Source organism: Alphaproteobacteria bacterium (genome assembly GCA_019635875.1).
Taxonomy (GTDB): Bacteria; Pseudomonadota; Alphaproteobacteria; order Reyranellales; family Reyranellaceae; genus JAFAZJ01.
The window spans coordinates 82,702-100,717 of the sequence record JAHBYP010000010.1 but is presented as its reverse complement, the minus strand read 5'-3'; the positions used below and the strand labels follow the sequence as shown (position 1 = coordinate 100,717).

Annotated in this window: 19 protein-coding genes and 1 tRNA gene; 7 read left to right on the top strand and 13 right to left on the bottom strand. The window is 67.9% G+C overall.

Going from position 1 to position 18,016, the window contains the following annotated elements:
- Nucleotides 1-9: 9 nt before the first annotated feature.
- Entirely contained in the window at nucleotides 10-1,158 is a 1,149-nt protein-coding gene (locus tag KF889_27210; GenBank protein ID MBX3503149.1) for a glycosyltransferase family 4 protein, read from the bottom strand.
- 157 nt (nucleotides 1,159-1,315) lie between these two features.
- Between KF889_27210 and KF889_27205 the strand changes: the two genes are divergently transcribed.
- Nucleotides 1,316-2,572, top strand: a complete 1,257-nt coding sequence (locus KF889_27205) for a hypothetical protein (protein ID MBX3503148.1) — start codon at nucleotides 1,316-1,318, stop codon at nucleotides 2,570-2,572.
- Here KF889_27205 and KF889_27200 read toward each other — a convergent pair.
- Nucleotides 2,523-3,302 (bottom strand): FkbM family methyltransferase, encoded by a 780-nt coding sequence (locus KF889_27200; GenBank protein ID MBX3503147.1) that lies wholly within the window; start codon nucleotides 3,300-3,302, stop codon nucleotides 2,523-2,525. The two genes, KF889_27205 and KF889_27200, sit on opposite strands and share 50 nt — an antisense overlap.
- A gap of 305 nt (nucleotides 3,303-3,607) precedes the next feature.
- Here KF889_27200 and KF889_27195 point away from each other — a divergent pair, with 305 nt between their 5' ends.
- Nucleotides 3,608-4,591 carry a terminase small subunit gene (locus tag KF889_27195; protein ID MBX3503146.1) on the top strand — a complete coding sequence of 328 codons (984 nt, stop codon included), beginning with the start codon at nucleotides 3,608-3,610 and terminating at the stop codon, nucleotides 4,589-4,591.
- A gap of 122 nt (nucleotides 4,592-4,713) precedes the next feature.
- Here KF889_27195 and KF889_27190 read toward each other — a convergent pair whose 3' ends face one another.
- Nucleotides 4,714-6,015, bottom strand: coding sequence for an outer membrane beta-barrel protein (locus KF889_27190; protein MBX3503145.1), 1,302 nt, complete (start codon nucleotides 6,013-6,015; stop codon nucleotides 4,714-4,716).
- A gap of 229 nt (nucleotides 6,016-6,244) precedes the next feature.
- Nucleotides 6,245-6,320 (bottom strand) — tRNA-Phe (locus tag KF889_27185).
- 87 nt (nucleotides 6,321-6,407) lie between these two features.
- Between KF889_27185 and KF889_27180 the strand changes: the two genes are divergently transcribed.
- The 4 genes from KF889_27180 (at nucleotide 6,408) to KF889_27165 (ending at nucleotide 10,871) form a co-directional block, all read left to right on the top strand.
- Nucleotides 6,408-7,451 carry an AI-2E family transporter gene (locus KF889_27180; protein ID MBX3503144.1) on the top strand — a complete coding sequence of 348 codons (1,044 nt, stop codon included), beginning with the start codon at nucleotides 6,408-6,410 and terminating at the stop codon, nucleotides 7,449-7,451.
- Nucleotides 7,452-7,542: 91 nt separating this feature from the next.
- Entirely contained in the window at nucleotides 7,543-8,646 is a 1,104-nt protein-coding gene (locus KF889_27175) for an amidohydrolase (GenBank protein ID MBX3503143.1), read from the top strand.
- A gap of 97 nt (nucleotides 8,647-8,743) precedes the next feature.
- Entirely contained in the window at nucleotides 8,744-9,040 is a 297-nt protein-coding gene (locus KF889_27170; protein MBX3503142.1) for a hypothetical protein, read from the top strand.
- Nucleotides 9,041-9,410: 370 nt separating this feature from the next.
- A complete protein-coding gene (locus KF889_27165; GenBank protein ID MBX3503141.1) occupies nucleotides 9,411-10,871 on the top strand; it encodes a glycosyltransferase in 1,461 nt (486 codons plus the stop codon).
- A gap of 156 nt (nucleotides 10,872-11,027) precedes the next feature.
- Here the strand turns inward: KF889_27165 and KF889_27160 are convergent, their stop codons facing one another.
- Nucleotides 11,028-11,855 carry a hypothetical protein gene (locus KF889_27160; protein MBX3503140.1) on the bottom strand — a complete coding sequence of 276 codons (828 nt, stop codon included), beginning with the start codon at nucleotides 11,853-11,855 and terminating at the stop codon, nucleotides 11,028-11,030.
- A gap of 396 nt (nucleotides 11,856-12,251) precedes the next feature.
- Between KF889_27160 and KF889_27155 the strand changes: the two genes are divergently transcribed.
- Entirely contained in the window at nucleotides 12,252-12,551 is a 300-nt protein-coding gene (locus tag KF889_27155) for a hypothetical protein (protein MBX3503139.1), read from the top strand.
- A gap of 64 nt (nucleotides 12,552-12,615) precedes the next feature.
- Here the strand turns inward: KF889_27155 and yacG are convergent, their stop codons facing one another.
- From yacG to KF889_27115, 8 genes are all read right to left on the bottom strand, one after another.
- Nucleotides 12,616-12,813, bottom strand: a complete 198-nt coding sequence (gene yacG, locus KF889_27150; protein ID MBX3503138.1) for a DNA gyrase inhibitor YacG — start codon at nucleotides 12,811-12,813, stop codon at nucleotides 12,616-12,618.
- Complete coding sequence (locus tag KF889_27145) at nucleotides 12,810-14,009, bottom strand: ribonuclease E/G (GenBank protein ID MBX3503137.1); 1,200 nt, start codon at nucleotides 14,007-14,009, stop codon at nucleotides 12,810-12,812. The genes yacG and KF889_27145 overlap by 4 nt, the downstream gene beginning before the upstream one ends.
- Nucleotides 14,006-14,581 (bottom strand): septum formation protein Maf, encoded by a 576-nt coding sequence (maf, locus tag KF889_27140; protein ID MBX3503136.1) that lies wholly within the window; start codon nucleotides 14,579-14,581, stop codon nucleotides 14,006-14,008. Before maf ends, KF889_27145 begins: the two co-directional genes overlap by 4 nt.
- Nucleotides 14,582-14,608: 27 nt before the next feature.
- A complete protein-coding gene (gene infA / locus KF889_27135; protein ID MBX3503135.1) occupies nucleotides 14,609-14,827 on the bottom strand; it encodes a translation initiation factor IF-1 in 219 nt (72 codons plus the stop codon).
- A 133-nt stretch (nucleotides 14,828-14,960) separates the two neighbouring features.
- On the bottom strand, nucleotides 14,961-15,410 hold the full coding sequence (locus KF889_27130) for a low molecular weight phosphatase family protein (protein MBX3503134.1): 450 nt from the start codon (nucleotides 15,408-15,410) through the stop codon (nucleotides 14,961-14,963).
- 8 nt (nucleotides 15,411-15,418) lie between these two features.
- On the bottom strand, nucleotides 15,419-16,024 hold the full coding sequence (locus tag KF889_27125; GenBank protein ID MBX3503133.1) for a UPF0262 family protein: 606 nt from the start codon (nucleotides 16,022-16,024) through the stop codon (nucleotides 15,419-15,421).
- Nucleotides 15,978-17,315, bottom strand: coding sequence for a histidinol dehydrogenase (hisD, locus tag KF889_27120; GenBank protein ID MBX3503132.1), 1,338 nt, complete (start codon nucleotides 17,313-17,315; stop codon nucleotides 15,978-15,980). Before hisD ends, KF889_27125 begins: the two co-directional genes overlap by 47 nt.
- On the bottom strand, nucleotides 17,296-17,979 hold the full coding sequence (locus KF889_27115) for an ATP phosphoribosyltransferase (GenBank protein ID MBX3503131.1): 684 nt from the start codon (nucleotides 17,977-17,979) through the stop codon (nucleotides 17,296-17,298). The genes hisD and KF889_27115 overlap by 20 nt, the downstream gene beginning before the upstream one ends.
- Nucleotides 17,980-18,016 lie beyond the last annotated feature (37 nt).

The window sequence follows — 18,016 nt, the reverse complement described above, 5'->3', positions numbered from 1 at the left end:
CTTTCCTGCTCAACAGTAAGCCATGCGTTCGGCGACGCGATCCCAGGAGTAGTTGCCAAGCACGTGACGCTGACCGTCCAGCGCCATGCGCTCGAGCCGCCCGGGGTCGGCCAGCGCATCGAGGATCGCGTGCGACAGGGCTTCCGGATCGGCATGTCTGACCAGGAAGCCGAAGCGGCCGCCGTCGACGATCTCCGGCAGGCCGTTGCGATTGAGGCCCAGCACCGGCGTGCGCGACGCCAGCGCCTCGAGGTAGACCTGGCCCCAGGGGTCGTTGAGCATGGGCTGGACCAGCAGGGTCGCGTCGCGAAAGAGCTGCTGCAGATCCGCCCACGGCAGATGCCCCCGGAACGTGATCGCCGGATCCTCGGGCACGAAGGCGCGGGTGCGTCGGTCGCCGACGATCGTCAGCGTCAGATCAGGCCGGCGGCGACGGGCGAGTTGGAAGGCGTCGAGCAGGAGAAAGCCGCCCTTCTCGCGAAACAGGTGCTTGGCGACGAACAGCAGCGAGGCGCCGGAGAAATCCTTGCGCGCGTGGTTCGGCTCGATGGCGCCCATGCCAGAGCCGACCGCGGTGACGCGATCCGGCGCCAGGCCATAGTGCCGGATCAGGTTGTCGCGCACATAGCCGCCAAAGGTGAAGACGTGGGTCAGGCCACCCAGCGATTCCTGCTCGCTGCGCTCGAAGGATGCCAGCGCGCGCGACGTGAAATGGCCGATGTCGATGCGATGCAGCCGTGCCAGCGCCCAGCTGTGGTCGCAGTAGAGGTAGTGCTTCACGCCGCGCGCCAGGTCGATCGCCGGAAGATCCAGCGCGCCGGTATGCAGCACGTGCTCGACGCCCAGTCGCGCCGCCGCCTCGGCGACCTGGCGCGCGAGCTTCCGCCGCGAGCGCGCGCTGCGCAGCAGATGCTCGCCATCGACAGGTCGTCCGTGTCCGGCGAGCATGTCGCCGACGGCGACGCCCAGCTTGCCCAGCACGCCCAGCCGCGGATGGATGCCCTCGACGGCAACGCCCTGGCGCTCCAGCGCGTCCGCGAGATTGGCGGGCGCGCCCGACCACGAACGACGATCGCGCGGGTCGCCGAAGACCGAGGTCATGGCGATGCGATCGAAGCGCAGGGTGCGGGGCGCGCGCAGCGGGAACGCGACGTTCATCACCGGCATCAAGCATCGCCGGCCTCGAGGGCTCCAGTGATCAACCTGTGACCCCCCCAAAAAGGCCCGCTAGCGCGGCATAATTCCGATCACCTTGAACCACGGCGATAGCGACCGATATTGCGTAGCGCGGAAGAACGGCATGGAGCACGCCGACATGATCGATGAGAAAAACCCCGGCAATGCCGACGGAGGACACCTGTTCTTCTTCTGCCCCGACATCACCGACGCCACGACGGTGAAGCGGGCTCAGCAGTTCATCGAACATGGCCGGCAGGTCGCGGTCTTTGGCTTCCGGCGCGAGCGCTACAACAGCGACTACGCGCCACCATGGCCGCATGTCGAGCTCGGCATGACCGCCGACGCGCGCTACTGGCAGCGCTTGCGCGCTTTGCTTGGCGCGCTGCCGAAGATCTTCGCCCACCGCCGATGGTTGCGACGCGCCTCGCTCTTCTATGCGCGCAACATCGACCAGCTGGTATTGACCATGCTCGCCCGCTGGATGTCGGGCAACAGCGCGCCGGTCGCCTACGAGGTCCTCGACGTCCAGCCCGCGCTGACGGGCCGCAGCCCCGGTGGTGCGCTGCTGCGCTTCATCGAGCGGCTGTGCCTGCGTCGCGTGCGCCTGATCGTGCTCTCCTCGCCCGGCTTCCACCGCGGCTACTACTCGATGATCCAGAAGTATCGCGGCGAATGGTTCCTGATGGAGAACAAGCTGCATGCTCCGATCGCGGCGGCGGCCGGCATTCGCGATCGGTCGTTCGAGCATGACGGCCGCCGCCCGTGGGTCGTTGGCTATTTCGGCCTGATCCGCGGCGAAGCCACCTTCGAGCTGATGACGCGGCTCGCGGCCCGCCTGGGCGACAAGGTGGTGTTCAAGTTCCGCGGCGCCCTGACGACGGTCGACGAGGTGCGCTTTCGCGACGCGCTGGCACGGCATCCCAACATGACCTACGGCGGCCCCTATCGGCCGCACGAGGACCTGCCTTCGCTCTATGAAGATGTCGATCTCGCCTGGGCTATCGATCTCGAGAACACCGACCACAATTCCCGCTGGCTGCTGCCCTGCCGCTTCTACGAAGCCGGGCATTTCGGCGTTCCGTGCCTGGCCGTGCACGGCTTCGAGTTCGGAGCCCTCATCGAGGAGCACCGCATCGGCTGGACCTTCGGCAGTCCGCTCGAGGAACAGCTGAGCCGCTTCTTCCAGACGCTGACGCCCGACACCTATCGCGATGTGCGCGACCGCCTGCTCGCCCGATCACAGAGCACCTTCGTCGCCGAGGAGGATGGGACGGCGCTGTCGGCCGCGCTGACGCGTCTCGAGGCGGCGGGCCCTGCCGCCGCGCAGAGTGCGCGAGGGTCGATCAGCAAAGGTGCGATCGCGACCGCGCCGGCGCAACAGTCGCGGCGTTGATCATCACGCAGTCGAACTCGACCAGCCGCAGGTTGCGGTCGCGGCTGATCGGATAGAGGCCGGTGATCTCGAAGCCGCGTTCGTTGAGGTAGCGGATCGTGTCGATGTAGCTCGGCATGCTCTTGTAGATGCCGATCACCGACGCCTCGGTCTGCAGCGCGCTGATCGAGGGCAGGCTCTCCTCGGCGCCGTGCAGTACCTCGATGTCGAAGCCCTGGGTATCGATCTTCAGGTAGGGGCGCGAGAAGCCCAGCTGCTGTCGCAGGACAGGCAGGATCCGGTCCAGCGTGCGCACCGCGACCACCTCGGTGCGGCACGGAATGTTGAGCTCGCCGTACTCCGACACGCGCGTGTTATCGGGCTCGAGGAAAGAGCTGAACTGGTCCGACGCCATGACGTTGATCGGCATCGCCCCGCTCTTGCTGCCCAGCGCATAGCCCTCGACATGCCAGTCGCGATCCTCGCGGGACCGCGCCCGCAGGATCTCGATGTGCCGGCCGACCGGCTCGAAGGACACGATCGGCCCGTCGAAGAGCACGCGATCGCGCAGGAAGTCGCGGTACTGGCCGACATTGGCGCCGACATCGAGCACGCAGTCGATCTTCTGGCTGGCCAGCAGCTCGCGCAGATGCAGCGCGAAGTCGCGTTCCTTCATCTCGCGCAGGGGCACGATGTCGTAGCCGAAGGACCGGCTGACCTTGAGGATGGAATCCTTGACGAGCTTCAGCATGACGAAAGCTTCCCGCGCGACTCTTCAGGCAAGTGTCCCGCAACATTTGCCGGTCGGGCCGACAGCGGAAGTGACCTTTCGGTGTCTGGGCGTGCAGACCCCGTCGATACCGGTCGGAGGGCGGGGTCATCGTGTGTGACACATTTCTTACCTTCCCCCGCCAGCGGGGGAAGGTAAGGGATGCTGTCGTGCCGAGCACGGCTAGGAATCTAAATAATCCCTGTCCCACTTGCACCAAAGGGGCGTCGGCGACACGCGTAGGGGTTAAAATTGCTCCCGGCGGCGAGAGGCGTAGCTTCGCCGGCATGAGCACGGAAACCACACCCCCTCTCTCGCCGCGCCACGAGCGCTTCGTCCTGGAGTTCCTCAAGGACGGCAATGCCACCCAGGCCTATGTCCGCGCCGGCTACTCGCCGCGCGGCGCCCAGCCCAGCGCCTCGCGCCTGCTGCGCGATCCCCGGATCGAGGCCGCCATCACCGCCGGCCGGGCGCGCATGGCCCAGGCGCTCGAGGTCGACGTCACCCGCCTGGCCCAGGAATACGCCAGGATCGCCTTCGCCAATGTCGTGGACTTCCTCACCGTCGAGGCCGACGGCCGGGTGCGCGTCGACCTGATGAAGGCGAGCCAGGCGCAGTGCGCCAGCATCGTCGAGCTGAAGGTCAGCAACCATAGCAAACGAGAGCAGACCGTGACCCTGAAGCTCGGCAAGCTGCAGGCGCTGAACATGCTGACGAAGCAGGTCGGCCTGCTGGTGGCCAAGCCGAAGCCGGGGCTGACGCCGGAGGATCGCGAGCGCTACGAGGAGCGCATCGCCGGCTACGAGCGCGGGCTCGACCATAGAGATGAAGAGAAACGGCGCTGGCGCCAGGAGCTCGAGGAGGTGCGCGCCGCGCTCGCGGCGGCGCACGCCACCATCGACGCCGCCAACCTGATCCGCCCCGGCCCCGGCAAGCCGCCGCCAGAGTCGCCTACAGAGTCGCCGCCCGCCGAGTCGCCACCCGCCGAGTCGCCGCCTGCCGAGACGAAAGCCGAGCCGCAGCGCGTGGTCGAGCCGCAGCGCGTGGTCGAGCCGGGCATGCCGACGACGCCGCCGCCGAACTTCGCGCCCGGCCTCCATTCTTACGCCCAGCTCGTCTACACAAACGGGCGCCAGCGCCGCCCGGAACCGGACTCGGGCAACGCCCGGCGCGATACGGAACCCGGCGACTTCGACCCACTCGGCTATTCCCAGGAAGCCGAGGATGCCATCGCCGAACTGCAGGCCTCGATCTACGGGACAGGTGAGTGAAGCGGCTCAACCTTCCCCCGAAGGGCGGGCGATCGCGCATGGGGATGGCCTTCTGCTCCCTCGCCCCGCAAGCGGTGAGAGGGAGAGACGCCATAGGCGATAGCACTGCCCGGTCGGCCGAATCAGAACTGCACGCCACCCCTGAGCATGAAGATGTTGCGGCCGAAGTCGAGGCTGGCGACATCGGAGTCGCGGTTGGTGTACTGGTAGGTCGGGCCGATGAAGAAGTTCTCGGTCGGCTGGTACCGCAGGCCGATCTCGAGGATCAGGTAGCGATCGAGGCGCGCCGGCGTGCCGGGGACCTGGTTGTTGAGGCGGTAGTCGTCCCAGCCGATGGCGGCGCCGGCAGCGACACGGATATTGGGCCGCAGACGATAGTCGACGTTCACGCCCGCCAGCGTCGACCAGTAGCCGCTGTAGCCGCCGACGTTGGTTTCCTCGATCGTGCGCCGGACATAGGGCCTGACGAACAACGGGTGATACGGATTCCAGGTGCCCGACAGACCGAAGATCGCGCCGCGGATCTGGCCGAGCCTCGCATCACGATAGTCCTGCGCACGGAAACCGGCGAAGCCTTCGAGCTGGGTGATGCCGCCGAGATCGAGGGTGGCGCCGGCGACGATGTTCCAGCCCGTGGAGCTGCGTTGGAAGCCGAGATTGTCGAAGCGGGAATCGTAGAGGCGCTGGTTCAGCCCGCCCTGCACCCAAAGCTCCGTGCCTTCGACGAACTCGTAGCCGACCCGCAGGGTTTCATCGAACTCGTTGCGATTGCGGTTCTCGTTGTTCACCACGCCGGCGATATTGAGCGACTTGTTGTTGGTATAGCTGACGCGCTCCCAGCGGCCTTCCAGGCGCGTGAAGACACGGTTGAACTTCTGGTAGTAGCCGATGTTCGCCCGGCTATCGAAATACTTGTTCGGGTCACGTCCCGCCAGCGAATTGGGCGAGCCGCGCTCCTCGTGCTTGCGGCTGAGCGAGGCGCCGCCGAACAGGTACCAGTTGCGCTGGATGTCGAGGCGGCCGGTTCCGCCGATCGAGAAATCCTGGAAGTTCTCGCTGCTGGCACCGTGATAGAAACCGATCGAGCCGGCGGCGAACAGGTTCAGTGCGTGATTGTTCCAGTTCGACCGCAGATCGACGCGCGGATTGACCACGGTGATGAACCTGCCGACCCGGTTGTTGGTCGTGGCAAAGACGTTGTCGTTGTACATCTCCACCAGCTCGAGCGTCGGATACAGCAGGAACCCGCCCAGTCGGATGCCCGGCGGGTCGTAATTCTCGCCCGGGCCGGGCTGGACCTGCCCGGGGCGCTGGGGAATCGACTGGGTGGGCGTAGGCTGCTGCGCCAAGGCCTGCGACATGCCGGCCGTCAGGACGAGCGTCGCCGCCCAGCAGGCCGCGGCCAAGGATACCCGTGGATTCATTGTGGTTCCCCTGATCGCCCGCCTCTATGGGTCGACAGACTGTCCTTTGTTGTGACGCACTGTGCGGCCCCGATCGCATTGAGGCAACACGCAAATTCATCCCCGCGCGGCCGACACCGATCCAGTGAATCGCTGCGACGATCGCAGTCATGCCGGAGTGACAAGCACCATGCGCGGAACGCAGGCTCGACGCGCCTCATCACAACTCATTGATTTAGGAAGGAGAAAATGGTGCCCAGGGGCGGAATTGAACCACCGACACTGCGATTTTCAGTCGCATGCTCTACCAACTGAGCTACCTGGGCCCATTGCGTGCTGGCCCGCGGCTTATAGAAAACCCGTTCCGCCTTGTCCAGCGCGCGCGAAGCGCCGGTCTGGTATAGTTCCATCCCATGACCCTGCAGCGCGCGGCCCTCTGGACGATCGTCATCGCCGCCACTGTTTATCTGCTGATCGTCGGCCGCAGCCTGCTGCTGCCCTTCGTCCTCGCCCTGGTGCTCTGGTACATGGTCGACGCCCTGGCCGACGCGATCGAGCGGCCGCCGCGGCTCAAGATCAAGATCCCGCGCCTGGTCGCCCTGACCGCCGCGATCCTGGCGATGGGCGGGTTGCTCTGGGTTCTGGGCCGCACGATCACGGCCAACGTCACCGCCGTCATCGCCGCCGGACCGAGCTACCAGGTGCGCCTGGAGAAGCTGATCAACCAGGCCTGGAGCCTGGCGTCCGACGAGCCGCCGCCCTCGCTGGCCGAGCTGGTCGGCCGCATCAGCATCGCCGACACGCTGGCCGACGTCGCCTCGGCGGTGGCGGCCCTGATCAGCGTCGCCGGCATCGTGCTGGTTTACACCGGCTTCCTGTTCGTCGAGGCCGGCAATTTCCGGCGCAAGCTGACCCTGATGTTCACCGACCCGGCGCAGGAGGCGCGCATGCTGTCGGTGCTCGACCGCATCAGCCGCGACATCCGCGTCTACATCAGGATCAAGACCACGCTCGCCACGCTGACCTCGGCAGCGGCGTACGTCCTGATGGCCGCCGTCGGCGTCGACTTCGCCGGCTTCTGGGCGGTGATGATGTTCTTCTTCTACTTCATTCCCACCATCGGCTCGATCCTGGCGATCATCGCGCCGACGCTGCTCACCCTGGTGCAGTTCGACAGCCTCACGCCCTTCCTGATCGTGCTGTTCACCGTGGGACCGCTGCAGATCATCATGGCCAATGTCGTCGAGCCGGCGATGCTGGGCCGCTCGCTGAACCTCTCGGCGCTGGTGGTGATCATCTCCCTGATGGTCTGGGGATCGATCTGGGGCGTGGTCGGCATGTTCCTGTGCGTGCCGATCATGGTGGTGATGCTGATCGTGCTGTCGAACTTCGAGAGCACGCGCCCGGTGGCGGTGCTGCTGTCGGCCGACGGCAGGCTGCCCTCCGAGCACGCCTGACATGTCCGCATCGCGGTTCGGGCGGGTTTACAGCCCGCCTGGAACGGACGGATCATTCCAGCCAACAGCAAGCGGCACCCGAGGAAGCGACATGACCAAGCGGCCGATCTCCGCCGATTCGCACATCACCGAACCGCCCAATTGCTTCATCGACTTCATCGATCCGGCGTTCCGCGACCGCGCGCCCTACCTGCAGCGCGGCACCGAGAAGGGCGACGTGTTCATGATCCCCGGCATGGGCTCGCCGATGCCGGTGTCGCTGGCCTCGGGCGCCGGCGTGCCGGCCGAGGAGCTCAGCACCATTGGCGCCGACTTCGACCGGCTGCACCGCTCCGGCTGGGATCCCAAGGCACGCCTGGCCGACATGGACCGCGACGGCGTCGCCGCCGAGATGATCTACCCCTCGGTCGGCATGCTGATCTGCAATCACAAGGATCTCGACTACAAGCGCGCCTGCATGGAGGCCTATAACCGCTGGCTGCAGACCTATTGCGCCGAAGCGCCGGAACGCATCTTCGGCCTCGGCCAGACGGCGATGCGCACCGTCGAGGAAGGCATCGAGGATCTGCGGCGCATCAAGGCGATGGGCTTCAAGGGCGCCATGCTGCCGGGCGATCCCGGCGTCGAGGACTACGACAGCCGCATCTACGATCCGTTCTGGGAGGCCGCCGTCGACCTCAGGATGCCGCTTTCCTTCCACATCCTCACGTCGCGCAGCGACGGCGTCAAGAAGCACCGCGGGCCGCGCATCAACTCGTTCCTGTCGATCATCCGCGGCAACCAGGACATCATGGGCATGCTGGTCTACGCCGGCGTCTTCGAGCGGCATCCCGGGCTGAAGATCGTCTGCGTCGAGGCCGACGCCGGCTGGGCGCCGCATTTCATGTACCGCATGGACCACGCCTACAAACGGCACCGGCACTGGATGCGCGGCAATGAGCTGCCGAAGATGCCGAGCGAGTACTTCCGCGAGAACATCTACATGACGTTCCAGGACGACTGGACCGCCTTCAAGTTCGCCGGCGACATGAACCACCACCGCCTGATGTGGGCCAGCGACTTCCCGCACAGCGATTCGACCTGGCCCAACAGCCAGCAGGTGATCGCCGAGCAGACCGCGCACATGAGCGCCGACATGCGCGACGCGATCCTGCACGACAACGTCGCCGAGCTGTATTCGCTGACCGTGCAGTAGAAAACGTTGACGCCGTCAGCCGGGCGTCATAAAGTGAGCGCACACTTTGTTCAGGCGCACCATCCCGGTGCGCCTGTCGTTTTCGGGAGAAGTGTAAATGCGCATCCGTCCGGTCGCCGCCTCGCTCGCGGTCTCGCTGCTGTCCCTGCCTGCGCTGGCGCAGGAGAAGGTCGGCGTCGCCGCCTGCGACGACTTCCTCATGAAGTACGAGGCCTGCGTCACCAAGATGCCGGCGGCGACGCAGCAATCGGTGAAGGACTCGATCGTGCAGATGCGCTCGGCCTGGAAGGCGGCGGCGACCGACGCCAACAGCAAGGCGGCGCTGGAAACCAGCTGCAAGAGCACGGCCGAGTCGATGAACCAGTCGATGTCGGCCTACGGCTGCAAGTTCTGATCTCCGCCGGTCAACCAGAGCGATCATAGGATCGCGCATCGGCAGAAGCGCAGAGCGGGTCCCCGTGTCGGGGACCCGCCATCTGCCGCCTCGCCGCCGCTTCCGCTGCGGTCATGGCGGCAATCGCGCTCGACTGTCACCGCTGTCACCGCAGGTCCCGGACGCGTTCGTCGGACACGCTTGATTCGGATCTGAAGTCCACGACAATGGGCACGTCCCGCGTGGCTTCGACCGTCGGGACCCTCAGTCCGGCCCGCCCGACCACCGTGCGGTCGACAGCCTTCGATGGGATATTGCCCGCACCATTTCTTCTGATCCAGGCGGACCGCCGCGATGGCACGCCGATCGGAAGCCACGGGAGCCAGTCGAGTTGACCTCAGCCATCTACGTCGTCGTCAACGCGGTGCTGGAAACCCGATACGAGAAGCGAACCGGCATCCCGCGCGTCGAGTACGAGGTCGCGCGATACCTGGTGGCCCGTGGCGCCAAGGCGGTGGCGTGGGAGCGCAACAGGTTCGTCCCGATCGACTTCGAGCGCATGTTCGAAACGCCCGCCGAAACCGGCTCGCTCGATGTCGATGGTGCCTGCGATGCGCCGACCGCCCACTCGTCGATGCCGCGCCTGCGACTGGCGCTGGCACGTGCCCTCGGTCCGCTGGCGAGGCGTTCGCCGCCCTGGGCGAACCTGTCCCGCATCGTCCATGGTCTGGTCGCAGCCGAATGGCCGCGTCTGACGACGCAGCAGCGACGCGCCGTCCTCGAGCGCCTCGGCCTCAGCCGCGACCGCCAGCGTCTGGTCCGATTTCTCCAGGTGCTGGGCGGGCGCCGTGGTGGCCCGCGGCGGCCGGTCTTCTTCTATCCGAGAGCCAGGCTCTCGAGCGGCGCCACCCTCCTCCTGCTGAGCACATGGTGGGACGATTGGCCGTTCGATGTCACCGCACGCCTGAAGGCCTCGCATGACCTGCGCTTCGTCTGCATGATTCACGACCTGCTGCCGATCCGGCATCGCGAGTTCTTCCACGCGCCTTCGCAGTGCGATCGAGCCCGTCGCCATGTCGACCTGGTCCTGCGCCTGGCGGACGGCATATGCACCACCTCGCGGTACGTCGCGAACGACCTCGCCGCCTATGCGGCGGAAACCGGCGTGACGATCCGGCCCATCACGCCCGTCGCGCTCTGCTCGGATCTGCGACGCAGCGCGCCAGCCGCGCAATCGAGCGAGCTCAGCCGGGTGGGGCTGCAGCCGAACGGCTTCGTCCTGTACGTCTCCAGCGTCAATCCGCGCAAGAACCACCAGTGGGCGTATCATCTGTGGCGCCGCGCCGTGCAGCAGATCGGCGATGCCGTGCCGACGCTCGTCTTCGCCGGCCAGGGCGTCGACGGCGGCTCCCTGCGACTGATGTCGCAGGACGGCCTGATGTGGGACCGAAAGCTCAAGACCTTCGAGAGTCCGACCGACGCCGAACTGGCGTGGCTCTACGAGAATTGCGCTTTCACCATCTTTCCGTCCCTGGCCGAGGGCTGGGGGCTGCCGATCACCGAATCGCTCTCCTTCGGCAAGTACTGCCTGGCCGCGGACAACACCTCGCTCGCGGAAGCCGGTCAGGGTCTTGTCTTCCACGCCGATCCGCTCGACGGGGCCGCGTGGCTCGCGGAGATCCGGCGGCTGGTTTGCGAGCCCGGCTACCTTGCCGCCGCAACGGCGCGCGTGGCCGCGGAATTTCGCTCGCGCAGCTGGGACGACGTCAGTGCCGAGGTTCTCGCGCTCGTCGAACGCACCCGAGCCGCCGCCCCGATCAATTCGGTCCGCTCGACCGCGAACGGCGCGTGAACTCCGTGCCTGGAGCATCGAGCGGTCAATCGGACCCACCTGTCATCCCGATCGCAGCGAGGGATCCAGGCAGCTTCCCTGGATCCCTCGCTGCGCTACAGGGGCCGCGGACGGCCCCGAGGATGACAGGGCGGCACCGACTTCGGGCTCGTCGCTCTACCGCTGATTCGGAATGATCGCCGCGAGGTCGGCCGACAGGATCGAGCGGATCGTTTCGCGCGCGTCGTCGATCCGCCTTGCCGCCGCCGCCACCTCGCCCGCCAGCGACATGGCCATGGCGAGCCGCTGGCCGCGCGCCGCGATCGCCGCGGCTTCCGATTCGTGGCCGCGGCACCACTCGATCTTGTCCCTGAGGTCGCCCAGATCGGCCGCGACCGGCACGTAGTGCTGCCACGGCACAAGCGCGTCGGAGTACCATTGCCGGTACCCGCCGCTCGATTCGGGCTTCAAGATGCAGCAGCCCAGAAGCAGACGCGTGAAGGTGCTCGACCAGGCCAGCGAGTTGCCGTCGACCGCGACATGGTAGCGGACGTCGGCCCAGGCGGCGTTGGCGATGTACTCCCCGAGAATCCCCGCCGCCCGCACCTTCTCGACATCGGCCTCGGTCCAGGGCGGCAGGATGGTCGCGAACCTGGCGTCGCAGCCGGGCACGTCGCGCAGCATCAGGCACATCCGCGCGCGCAGGCTGAGACCCGGCGTGTCGGCCGTCATGTCCTCGGCCCAGATCCGGCCCTGCCCGGTCGTCGAGCCGCGCCACAGGACCACATCGCGCCGCTCGGCGAAGGGCCGCGCTCGCGCTCCCGCGGCCCGTTCGGCGGCGTAACCGCCGCTCAGCACGAAGTCGACATCGGGAACAAGGATGCTGTCGGGCAGATTGCTGCAGAAGCCGACGATCCCCGGGCCCGATGCTTCGGAGTCGGAGAACTCGGCGACGCCTGAGATGCCCGCTCGACAGCGCGACAGCACGACGGCCATGGCACTCACGCGGCACATCGTGGGCCACACCTCGCCGACGAGCCTTGAAGCATGCACCGAGAGCGCCAGTCCGGAGCGGTCGAGAGAGAAGCCGAGGTGGTGGGTGTCGGACCCGTCATGGCGGGCGACAATCCGGACGCCGCAAGCGGAGCCGATCTCCTTCCTCGCCTTGCGGGCGACCCTGCCCTTGTTCCACTCGATCGCGAGTTGTTTCCGGAGCCCGCCCCTGCTCATCCTCATCAGACAGATTGCCCTCGGTTTTCGTCGTCGCAGCGATTGCCGGCATGCGCACCGACCCTAGTCAAAGCCGTCGGATCAGGATAGCCAGCGCTGACCATCGCAAAAATGAGCGTGCGCTCGCTCGCAAAATGAGGCATAGTGTCGGCGATCCTGTCGGAGCCCGCCATGCGTCTCCTCGCCATCGCAGCCTTGGCGACGCTGATCGCCGCCTCGCCCGCCGCGGCGCAGGACCGCACTGGCGTGCGCGACTGCGATGACTTCATCGTGTGGTTCGCCGCCTGCATGCGGGCGGCCCCGATCCCCCCGGAGGCGATGCCGATCTTCCAGGCGGCGCTCGAGCAGATGCGTTCGGGCTGGCGGTCGATGGCGGACAACAGCGATGGCCGTGCCGCCCTGGCGCGCTCCTGCCGCGACTACGGCAACCAGATGCGCCAGCAACTCTCCGGCTTCGGTTGCCGCCCCTGACCGGGCGCGACGAACAGGCAGCTTCCCTGGATCCCTCGCTGCGCTACAGGGGCCACTCGCCGCCCTATCGTTCTTCCGGATCGCGCTCGCCGGGCGCTTCGTCGGTCTCGACGCGATAGTCCTCCTTGAACCAGCGCCCGAGATCGATATCGGCGCAGCGCTTGGAGCAGAAGGGCTGGTATTTCGCGTCCACCGGCTTGCCGCATATCGTGCAGGCGGCATTGGCGCCGACCAGCCGCAGGCGCGGACGATCACGCGTCATCGGCCTTCGCCCTCGAGCATGCCGGCTTCGCCCAGCGCCCGCGCCAGGGGGGCACCGCGCCGCGCCCGCGTGATCTCCATCAGTCCCAACCGTGTCATGCCCACCACTTGGGTCGGCACCGGGTCTTCGGCAAGCCGGGCCGCCATTGCCGCCTGGAGCTGGTTGCGGTCGTGCGGGCCACGCATGTCGATGAAGTCGACGACGATGATGCCGCCGATGTTGCGCAATCGCAGCTGACGGGCAATCTCGTCGACCGCCTCGAGGTTGGCCTGCAACGGCGTGCGCGGCCCCTGTCCCTGGCGCGCGCCGGCCGAGCCGGTATCGACATCGACGGCGCACAAGGTCTGGCCCGGCTCGAACAGCAGCTCGACGCCCGAGGCCAGCGCGATGCGCGGCGCCAGCGCCGTCTCGATCTGGCCGGCGATGTCGAAGGAATCGAGCACCGCGCCATCGCCGCTCTCGACCACGCGCAGATTGGTGCGGTCGCCGGCGCTGTCGATCGCCTGGCGCAGGCGAAGGCCGAGATTGCGATCGTCGACCACGATCTCGGCCAAGGTACCGCCATGGTCGCGCTGCACCCGCAGCAGCGGATGCGGCTCGGCATGCAGGGTCGTGGGCGGCGTCGAGGCGAGCGCGCGCGTGCGCAGCGACTCCCAGCGCGCCGTCAGTCCCTGCGCCTCGCGCGCCACCGCTTCGGGCGCCACCGTCGCCGCCGCGGTGCGCACGGTATAGCCGCCCTCCTCGCCGGCGCCGGCATTGGCCATCGCCGCCGCCAGGCGTCCGCGCGAGGCGTCGTCCTCGATGCGTCGCGAGAAGGCGAGGCCCTGCTCGTAGGGCTTGAAGACGACGAAGCGCCCGACCAGGCCGAGATTCATCGTCAGTCGTGCGCCCTTGTCCTCGGTCGGATCGCGCGAGACCTGGACCAGCAGCGGCATGCCCGCCGGCGGCGGGCGGCCATCCTCGAAGCCCACCATGTCGAGGCGACGCAGGAAGCCGCCGCGCGCCTGGCCGATGTCGACGAAAGCGGCGTCGAGCTCGGGCGAGTAGCGTTCGACGCGACCCAGGACGATCGCGCCCTCGAAATCGGGCCGGCCGCGCGGACGCACCGCGACGTCGAGCAGGCGCGCGCCGGCCAGCGAGGCGATGATGGTCGCCGCTTCGCCCTCGTGACAGACCACCCGGTCGACGCCACTCATCTCAGCCAGCCTCCGGCGCGCAACATCTGCGTGACCTCGAACAACGGCAATCCCACGACATTGCTGTAGGAACCCGACAGAAAGGAGACGAAGCCCGCCGCCCGTCCCTGGATGGCGTAGCCGCCGGCCTTGCCGCTCCATTCTCCGGACGACAGGTAGGACTCGATCTCCGCCGGGCTCAGCCGCTTGAAGCGCACCACGCTCGCCACCAGGCGTTCGCGCCGCGTGCCGTCGGGCGCCACGACGCAGACCGCGCCCAGCACGCGATGGCGGCGGCCCGACAGCAGGTCGAGGCAGGCGCGCGCCGCCTGCGCCGTATCGGCCTTGGGCAGGATGCGCCGGCCGCAGGCGACGACGGTGTCGGCGGCGAGCACGATGTCGCCGGCGCTGACCACCGCCGCCGCCTTGGCCCGCGCCATGCGCCGCGCATAGGCGAGCGGCAGCTCGCGGCGGGCCGGCGTCTCGTCGACATCGGCCGGCGCGATGCGCACCGGCTCGATGCCGATCTGGCGCAACAGCTCGAGACGACGCGGCGACGCGGACGCCAGGACAAGAGGACAGGACAGGGACATGCGCGCCATCCCTACAGCGCGCGGGCCTCACTTGAAACGGAAAACGATCCGTCCCTTGGTGAGATCGTAGGGGGTCATCTCGACCTGGACGCGATCGCCCGTCAGCACGCGGATGCGATTCTTGCGCATCTTGCCCGAGGTGTGGGCGAGGATCTCGTGGTCGTTGTCGAGTTTCACGCGAAAGGTCGCGTTGGGCAGCAGTTCGCTCACCGTGCCGGCGAATTCGATCAGGTCTTCCTTGGCCATACAGCAGTCCGGGCAAGCAATCGATCGCGCGAAAAATTGCTACCGGCGCCGCGCCGAGTCAAGACGGCGGCGGCTGGCCTGGCTGAAGCAAACTGTCGTCCCTCGCTGCGCTCGGGACGACAGCGCTACTTCACTAGACCTGGACCCAGCCGGTGGCGCCGAAGCGGCCGCGCATGCGCATCATCAGGGCGTCGCGCATGCCGCGATAGGCGTGCAGGCGGATCTCGCGGCCGCCCTCCACGGCGCTGGGATCGGAAGTCGGCCAGTACTCGACCGCCGTCGCCACGTCGCGGGTCAGCTCGAGGGCGGCGTGATGCGCCTCGGGCGAGAGCGTGACGATCAGGTCGAACTCGCCGGGGTCGACGTCTTCCAGGGTCTTCACGTTGTGGCGGTGCAGATCGACGCCCATCTCGTCGAGCACGACGAGCACGAAGGGATCGACCTCGCCGGCCTGCACGCCGGCGGAGTCGAAATAGGCCCGCATGCCGTAGAGTCGCTTGGCCAGCGCCTCGGCCATCGGCGAACGCACGGCGTTGTGGGTGCAGGCGAAGAGCACGCTGTCGGGAAGCTCGCCCTTCGCCATCCCCGGCCTCAGGCCCTGACGTGCAGCGCGCAGATCAGCGTGAACAGCCGGCGCGCCGTGTCGTGGTCGACCTCGATCTTGCCGGCGAGGCGCTCGCGCAGGAGCTCGGAGCCTTCGTTGTGCAGGCCGCGGCGCCCCATGTCGAGCGCCTCGATCTGCGACGGGCTCAGTCGCTTGATGGCGTCGTAGTAGCTCTCGCAGATCATGAAGTAGTCCTTCACGACCTTGCGGAACGGGGTGAGCGACAGGACGATGTCGCGCAGCTTGCCGCCGTCCCTGGCCGTGCGGACGTCGAGCACCAGGCGGTTCTCGTGGATCGCCAGGCGCAGGCGGTAGGGTCCCCTGGCACCCACCAGCTTGAACGAGTTGCCCTCGAGCAGGTCGAAGATCGCGACCTTGCGCTCGTGCTCCGCTTCGGACGAGCGGTACTGGATCGACTCGTCGTCGAGCTCGATGTCGACGACAAGGTCGGTGCGCGAGGGACTCACGACAGCCCCTGGGACCGCCGGCGGTCCCAAAGTATCTCGGCTGTGTTTGGCCGTACCACCGCAAGGTCCTTCGCAGCGCTCAGGACGACGGCGAGCGGTTGGTGCGGATCGACACCGAGCGGCCATGCGCCGGCAGGCCCTCGGCCTCCGCCAGCGTCATCGCCGCCGGCGCAAGGCGGGCGAGCGAGGCGGCGTCGCACGAGACGATCGAGGTGCGCTTGAGGAAGTCCGACACGCCCAGCCCCGAGGAGAAGCGCGCCGTGCGCGAGGTCGGCAGCACGTGGTTGGTGCCGGCGACGTAGTCGCCGATGGCTTCCGGCGTATGCCGCCCGACGAAGATCGCGCCGGCGTGGCGGATGCGCCTCAGCAGCTCGGCCGCCGGAGCAGGCTCCATGCACAGCTCGATATGCTCGGCGGCGATGCGGTCGGCGAGCGGCGCGGCGTCGAGCAGCGAGGGCACCAGGATCACCGCGCCGTTGCCGGTCCAGCTCGCCCGCGCGCGCGCGCCGGTGGCCAGCGCCTTGAGCTCGCTCTCGACGGCGCGGCAGACGGCGGCGGCGAAGGCGGCATCGTCGGTGATCAGGATCGACTGCGCCGCCTCGTCGTGCTCGGCCTGAGACAGCAGGTCGGCGGCGATCCAGCCCGGATCGTTCTGGCCATCGGCGATCACCAGGATCTCCGACGGGCCGGCGATCAGGTCGATGCCGACCCTGCCGAAGACCTGGCGCTTGGCGGCCGCGACATAGGCGTTGCCGGGCCCGACGATCTTGTCGACCGGCGCGATGCTCGCGGTGCCCCACGCCAGCGCCGCCACCGCCTGCGCGCCGCCGACGCGATAGATCTCGTCGATGCCGGCGGCCTCGGCGGCACACAGCACCAGAGGGTCGAGCGCGCCGTCGGGCGTCGGCACGACCATGGCGATGCGCGGCACGCCCGCCACCCTGGCCGGCACGGCGTTCATCAGCACCGACGACGGATAAGCCGCCTTGCCGCCGGGCACGTAGAGGCCCACCGCGTCGATCGGCGTGAAGCGCGCGCCCAGCCGCACGCCCGCCTCGTCGGTGAAGTCGACATCCTGCGGCAGGAGCTTGCGGTGATAGGCCTCGATGCGTCGGGCGGCGAAGGCGATGGCCTCGCGCCGCTCGGCCGGCACGGCGGCAATCGCCTTCGCAATCTCCTGCTGCGAGAAGCGCAGGGATTGCGGCGTCAGGGTCAGGCGATCGAAGCGCTGGGTGTACTCGATCACCGCCTGATCGCCGCGGCGGCGCACGTCGGCGACGATGTCGCGCACCACGCCGTCGACATCGGCACCGCTATCGCGGTCCCTGGCGAGGAAGGCGGCGAAGGCGGTCTCGAATTCCGCCGCCCCGGTATCGAGCCGCAGCGGGCCCGACGCTTCAGGCTGCCTGGGCGACATCGCGGAAGCGCTCGATCCAGTGGCTCACGCGCTCCGGCCGCGTCTTGAGCGCGGCGCGGTTGACGATGAAGCGCGAGGTCACGTCGGTGATGTGCTCGATCTCGACCAGGCCGTTGTCGCGCAGGGTCTTGCCGCTGGCGACGAGGTCGACGATGCGATGGCTGAGCCCCAGACTCGGCGCCAGCTCCATCGCGCCGCTGAGCTTGATGCATTCCGCCTGCACGCCACGCGCCGCGAAGTGCCGTTGGGTCACCTCGGGGTACTTGGTGGCGATGCGGATATGACTCCATCTCCTGGGATCGTCCGAGCCGGCCATCTCCGCCGGCTCGGCCACCGCCAGGCGGCACTTGCCGATACCCAGATCGACCGGGGCGTAGATCTCCGGGAAGTCGAACTCCATCAGCACGTCGGAGCCGCAGACGCCCAGATGCGCCGCGCCGAAGGCGACGAAGGTGGCGACGTCGAAGCTGCGCACCCGGATGACGTCGAGGTCGTCGATGTTGGTGGTAAAGCGCAGCAGGCGCGAGTCGGGGTCGTCGAAGGCAGGCTCGGGATGGATGCCGGCTTCACGCAGCAACGGAGCCGCCTCGCCCAGGATACGTCCCTTGGGCAAGGCCAGGATCAGCTTGTCGTTGGCGGGGGCGGCGACGCCCCCGGTCTGCATGGTCACGTCAGGCACTCCCGGGCGGGCAGGCGGTTTC

Bases quoted from the DNA above. Each gene is read 5' to 3' on its own strand.
- KF889_27210 (MBX3503149.1), bottom strand. From the start codon at position 1,158: ATGAACGTCGCGTTCCCGCTGCGCGCGCCCCGCACCCTGCGCTTCGAT.
- KF889_27125 (MBX3503133.1), bottom strand. From the start codon at position 16,024: ATGGCCGCTCGGTGTCGATCCGCACCAACCGCTCGCCGTCGTCCTGAG.
- KF889_27170 (MBX3503142.1), top strand. From the start codon at position 8,744: ATGCGCATCCGTCCGGTCGCCGCCTCGCTCGCGGTCTCGCTGCTGTCC.
- KF889_27205 (MBX3503148.1), top strand. From the start codon at position 1,316: ATGATCGATGAGAAAAACCCCGGCAATGCCGACGGAGGACACCTGTTC.
- hisD (MBX3503132.1), bottom strand. From the start codon at position 17,315: ATGTCGCCCAGGCAGCCTGAAGCGTCGGGCCCGCTGCGGCTCGATACC.
- KF889_27145 (MBX3503137.1), bottom strand. From the start codon at position 14,009: ATGAGTGGCGTCGACCGGGTGGTCTGTCACGAGGGCGAAGCGGCGACC.
- KF889_27190 (MBX3503145.1), bottom strand. From the start codon at position 6,015: ATGAATCCACGGGTATCCTTGGCCGCGGCCTGCTGGGCGGCGACGCTC.
- KF889_27200 (MBX3503147.1), bottom strand. From the start codon at position 3,302: ATGCTGAAGCTCGTCAAGGATTCCATCCTCAAGGTCAGCCGGTCCTTC.
- KF889_27155 (MBX3503139.1), top strand. From the start codon at position 12,252: ATGCGTCTCCTCGCCATCGCAGCCTTGGCGACGCTGATCGCCGCCTCG.
- KF889_27175 (MBX3503143.1), top strand. From the start codon at position 7,543: ATGACCAAGCGGCCGATCTCCGCCGATTCGCACATCACCGAACCGCCC.
- KF889_27130 (MBX3503134.1), bottom strand. From the start codon at position 15,410: ATGGCGAAGGGCGAGCTTCCCGACAGCGTGCTCTTCGCCTGCACCCAC.
- infA (MBX3503135.1), bottom strand. From the start codon at position 14,827: ATGGCCAAGGAAGACCTGATCGAATTCGCCGGCACGGTGAGCGAACTG.
- KF889_27115 (MBX3503131.1), bottom strand. From the start codon at position 17,979: ATGCAGACCGGGGGCGTCGCCGCCCCCGCCAACGACAAGCTGATCCTG.
- KF889_27180 (MBX3503144.1), top strand. From the start codon at position 6,408: ATGACCCTGCAGCGCGCGGCCCTCTGGACGATCGTCATCGCCGCCACT.
- yacG (MBX3503138.1), bottom strand. From the start codon at position 12,813: ATGACGCGTGATCGTCCGCGCCTGCGGCTGGTCGGCGCCAATGCCGCC.
- maf (MBX3503136.1), bottom strand. From the start codon at position 14,581: ATGTCCCTGTCCTGTCCTCTTGTCCTGGCGTCCGCGTCGCCGCGTCGT.
- KF889_27195 (MBX3503146.1), top strand. From the start codon at position 3,608: ATGAGCACGGAAACCACACCCCCTCTCTCGCCGCGCCACGAGCGCTTC.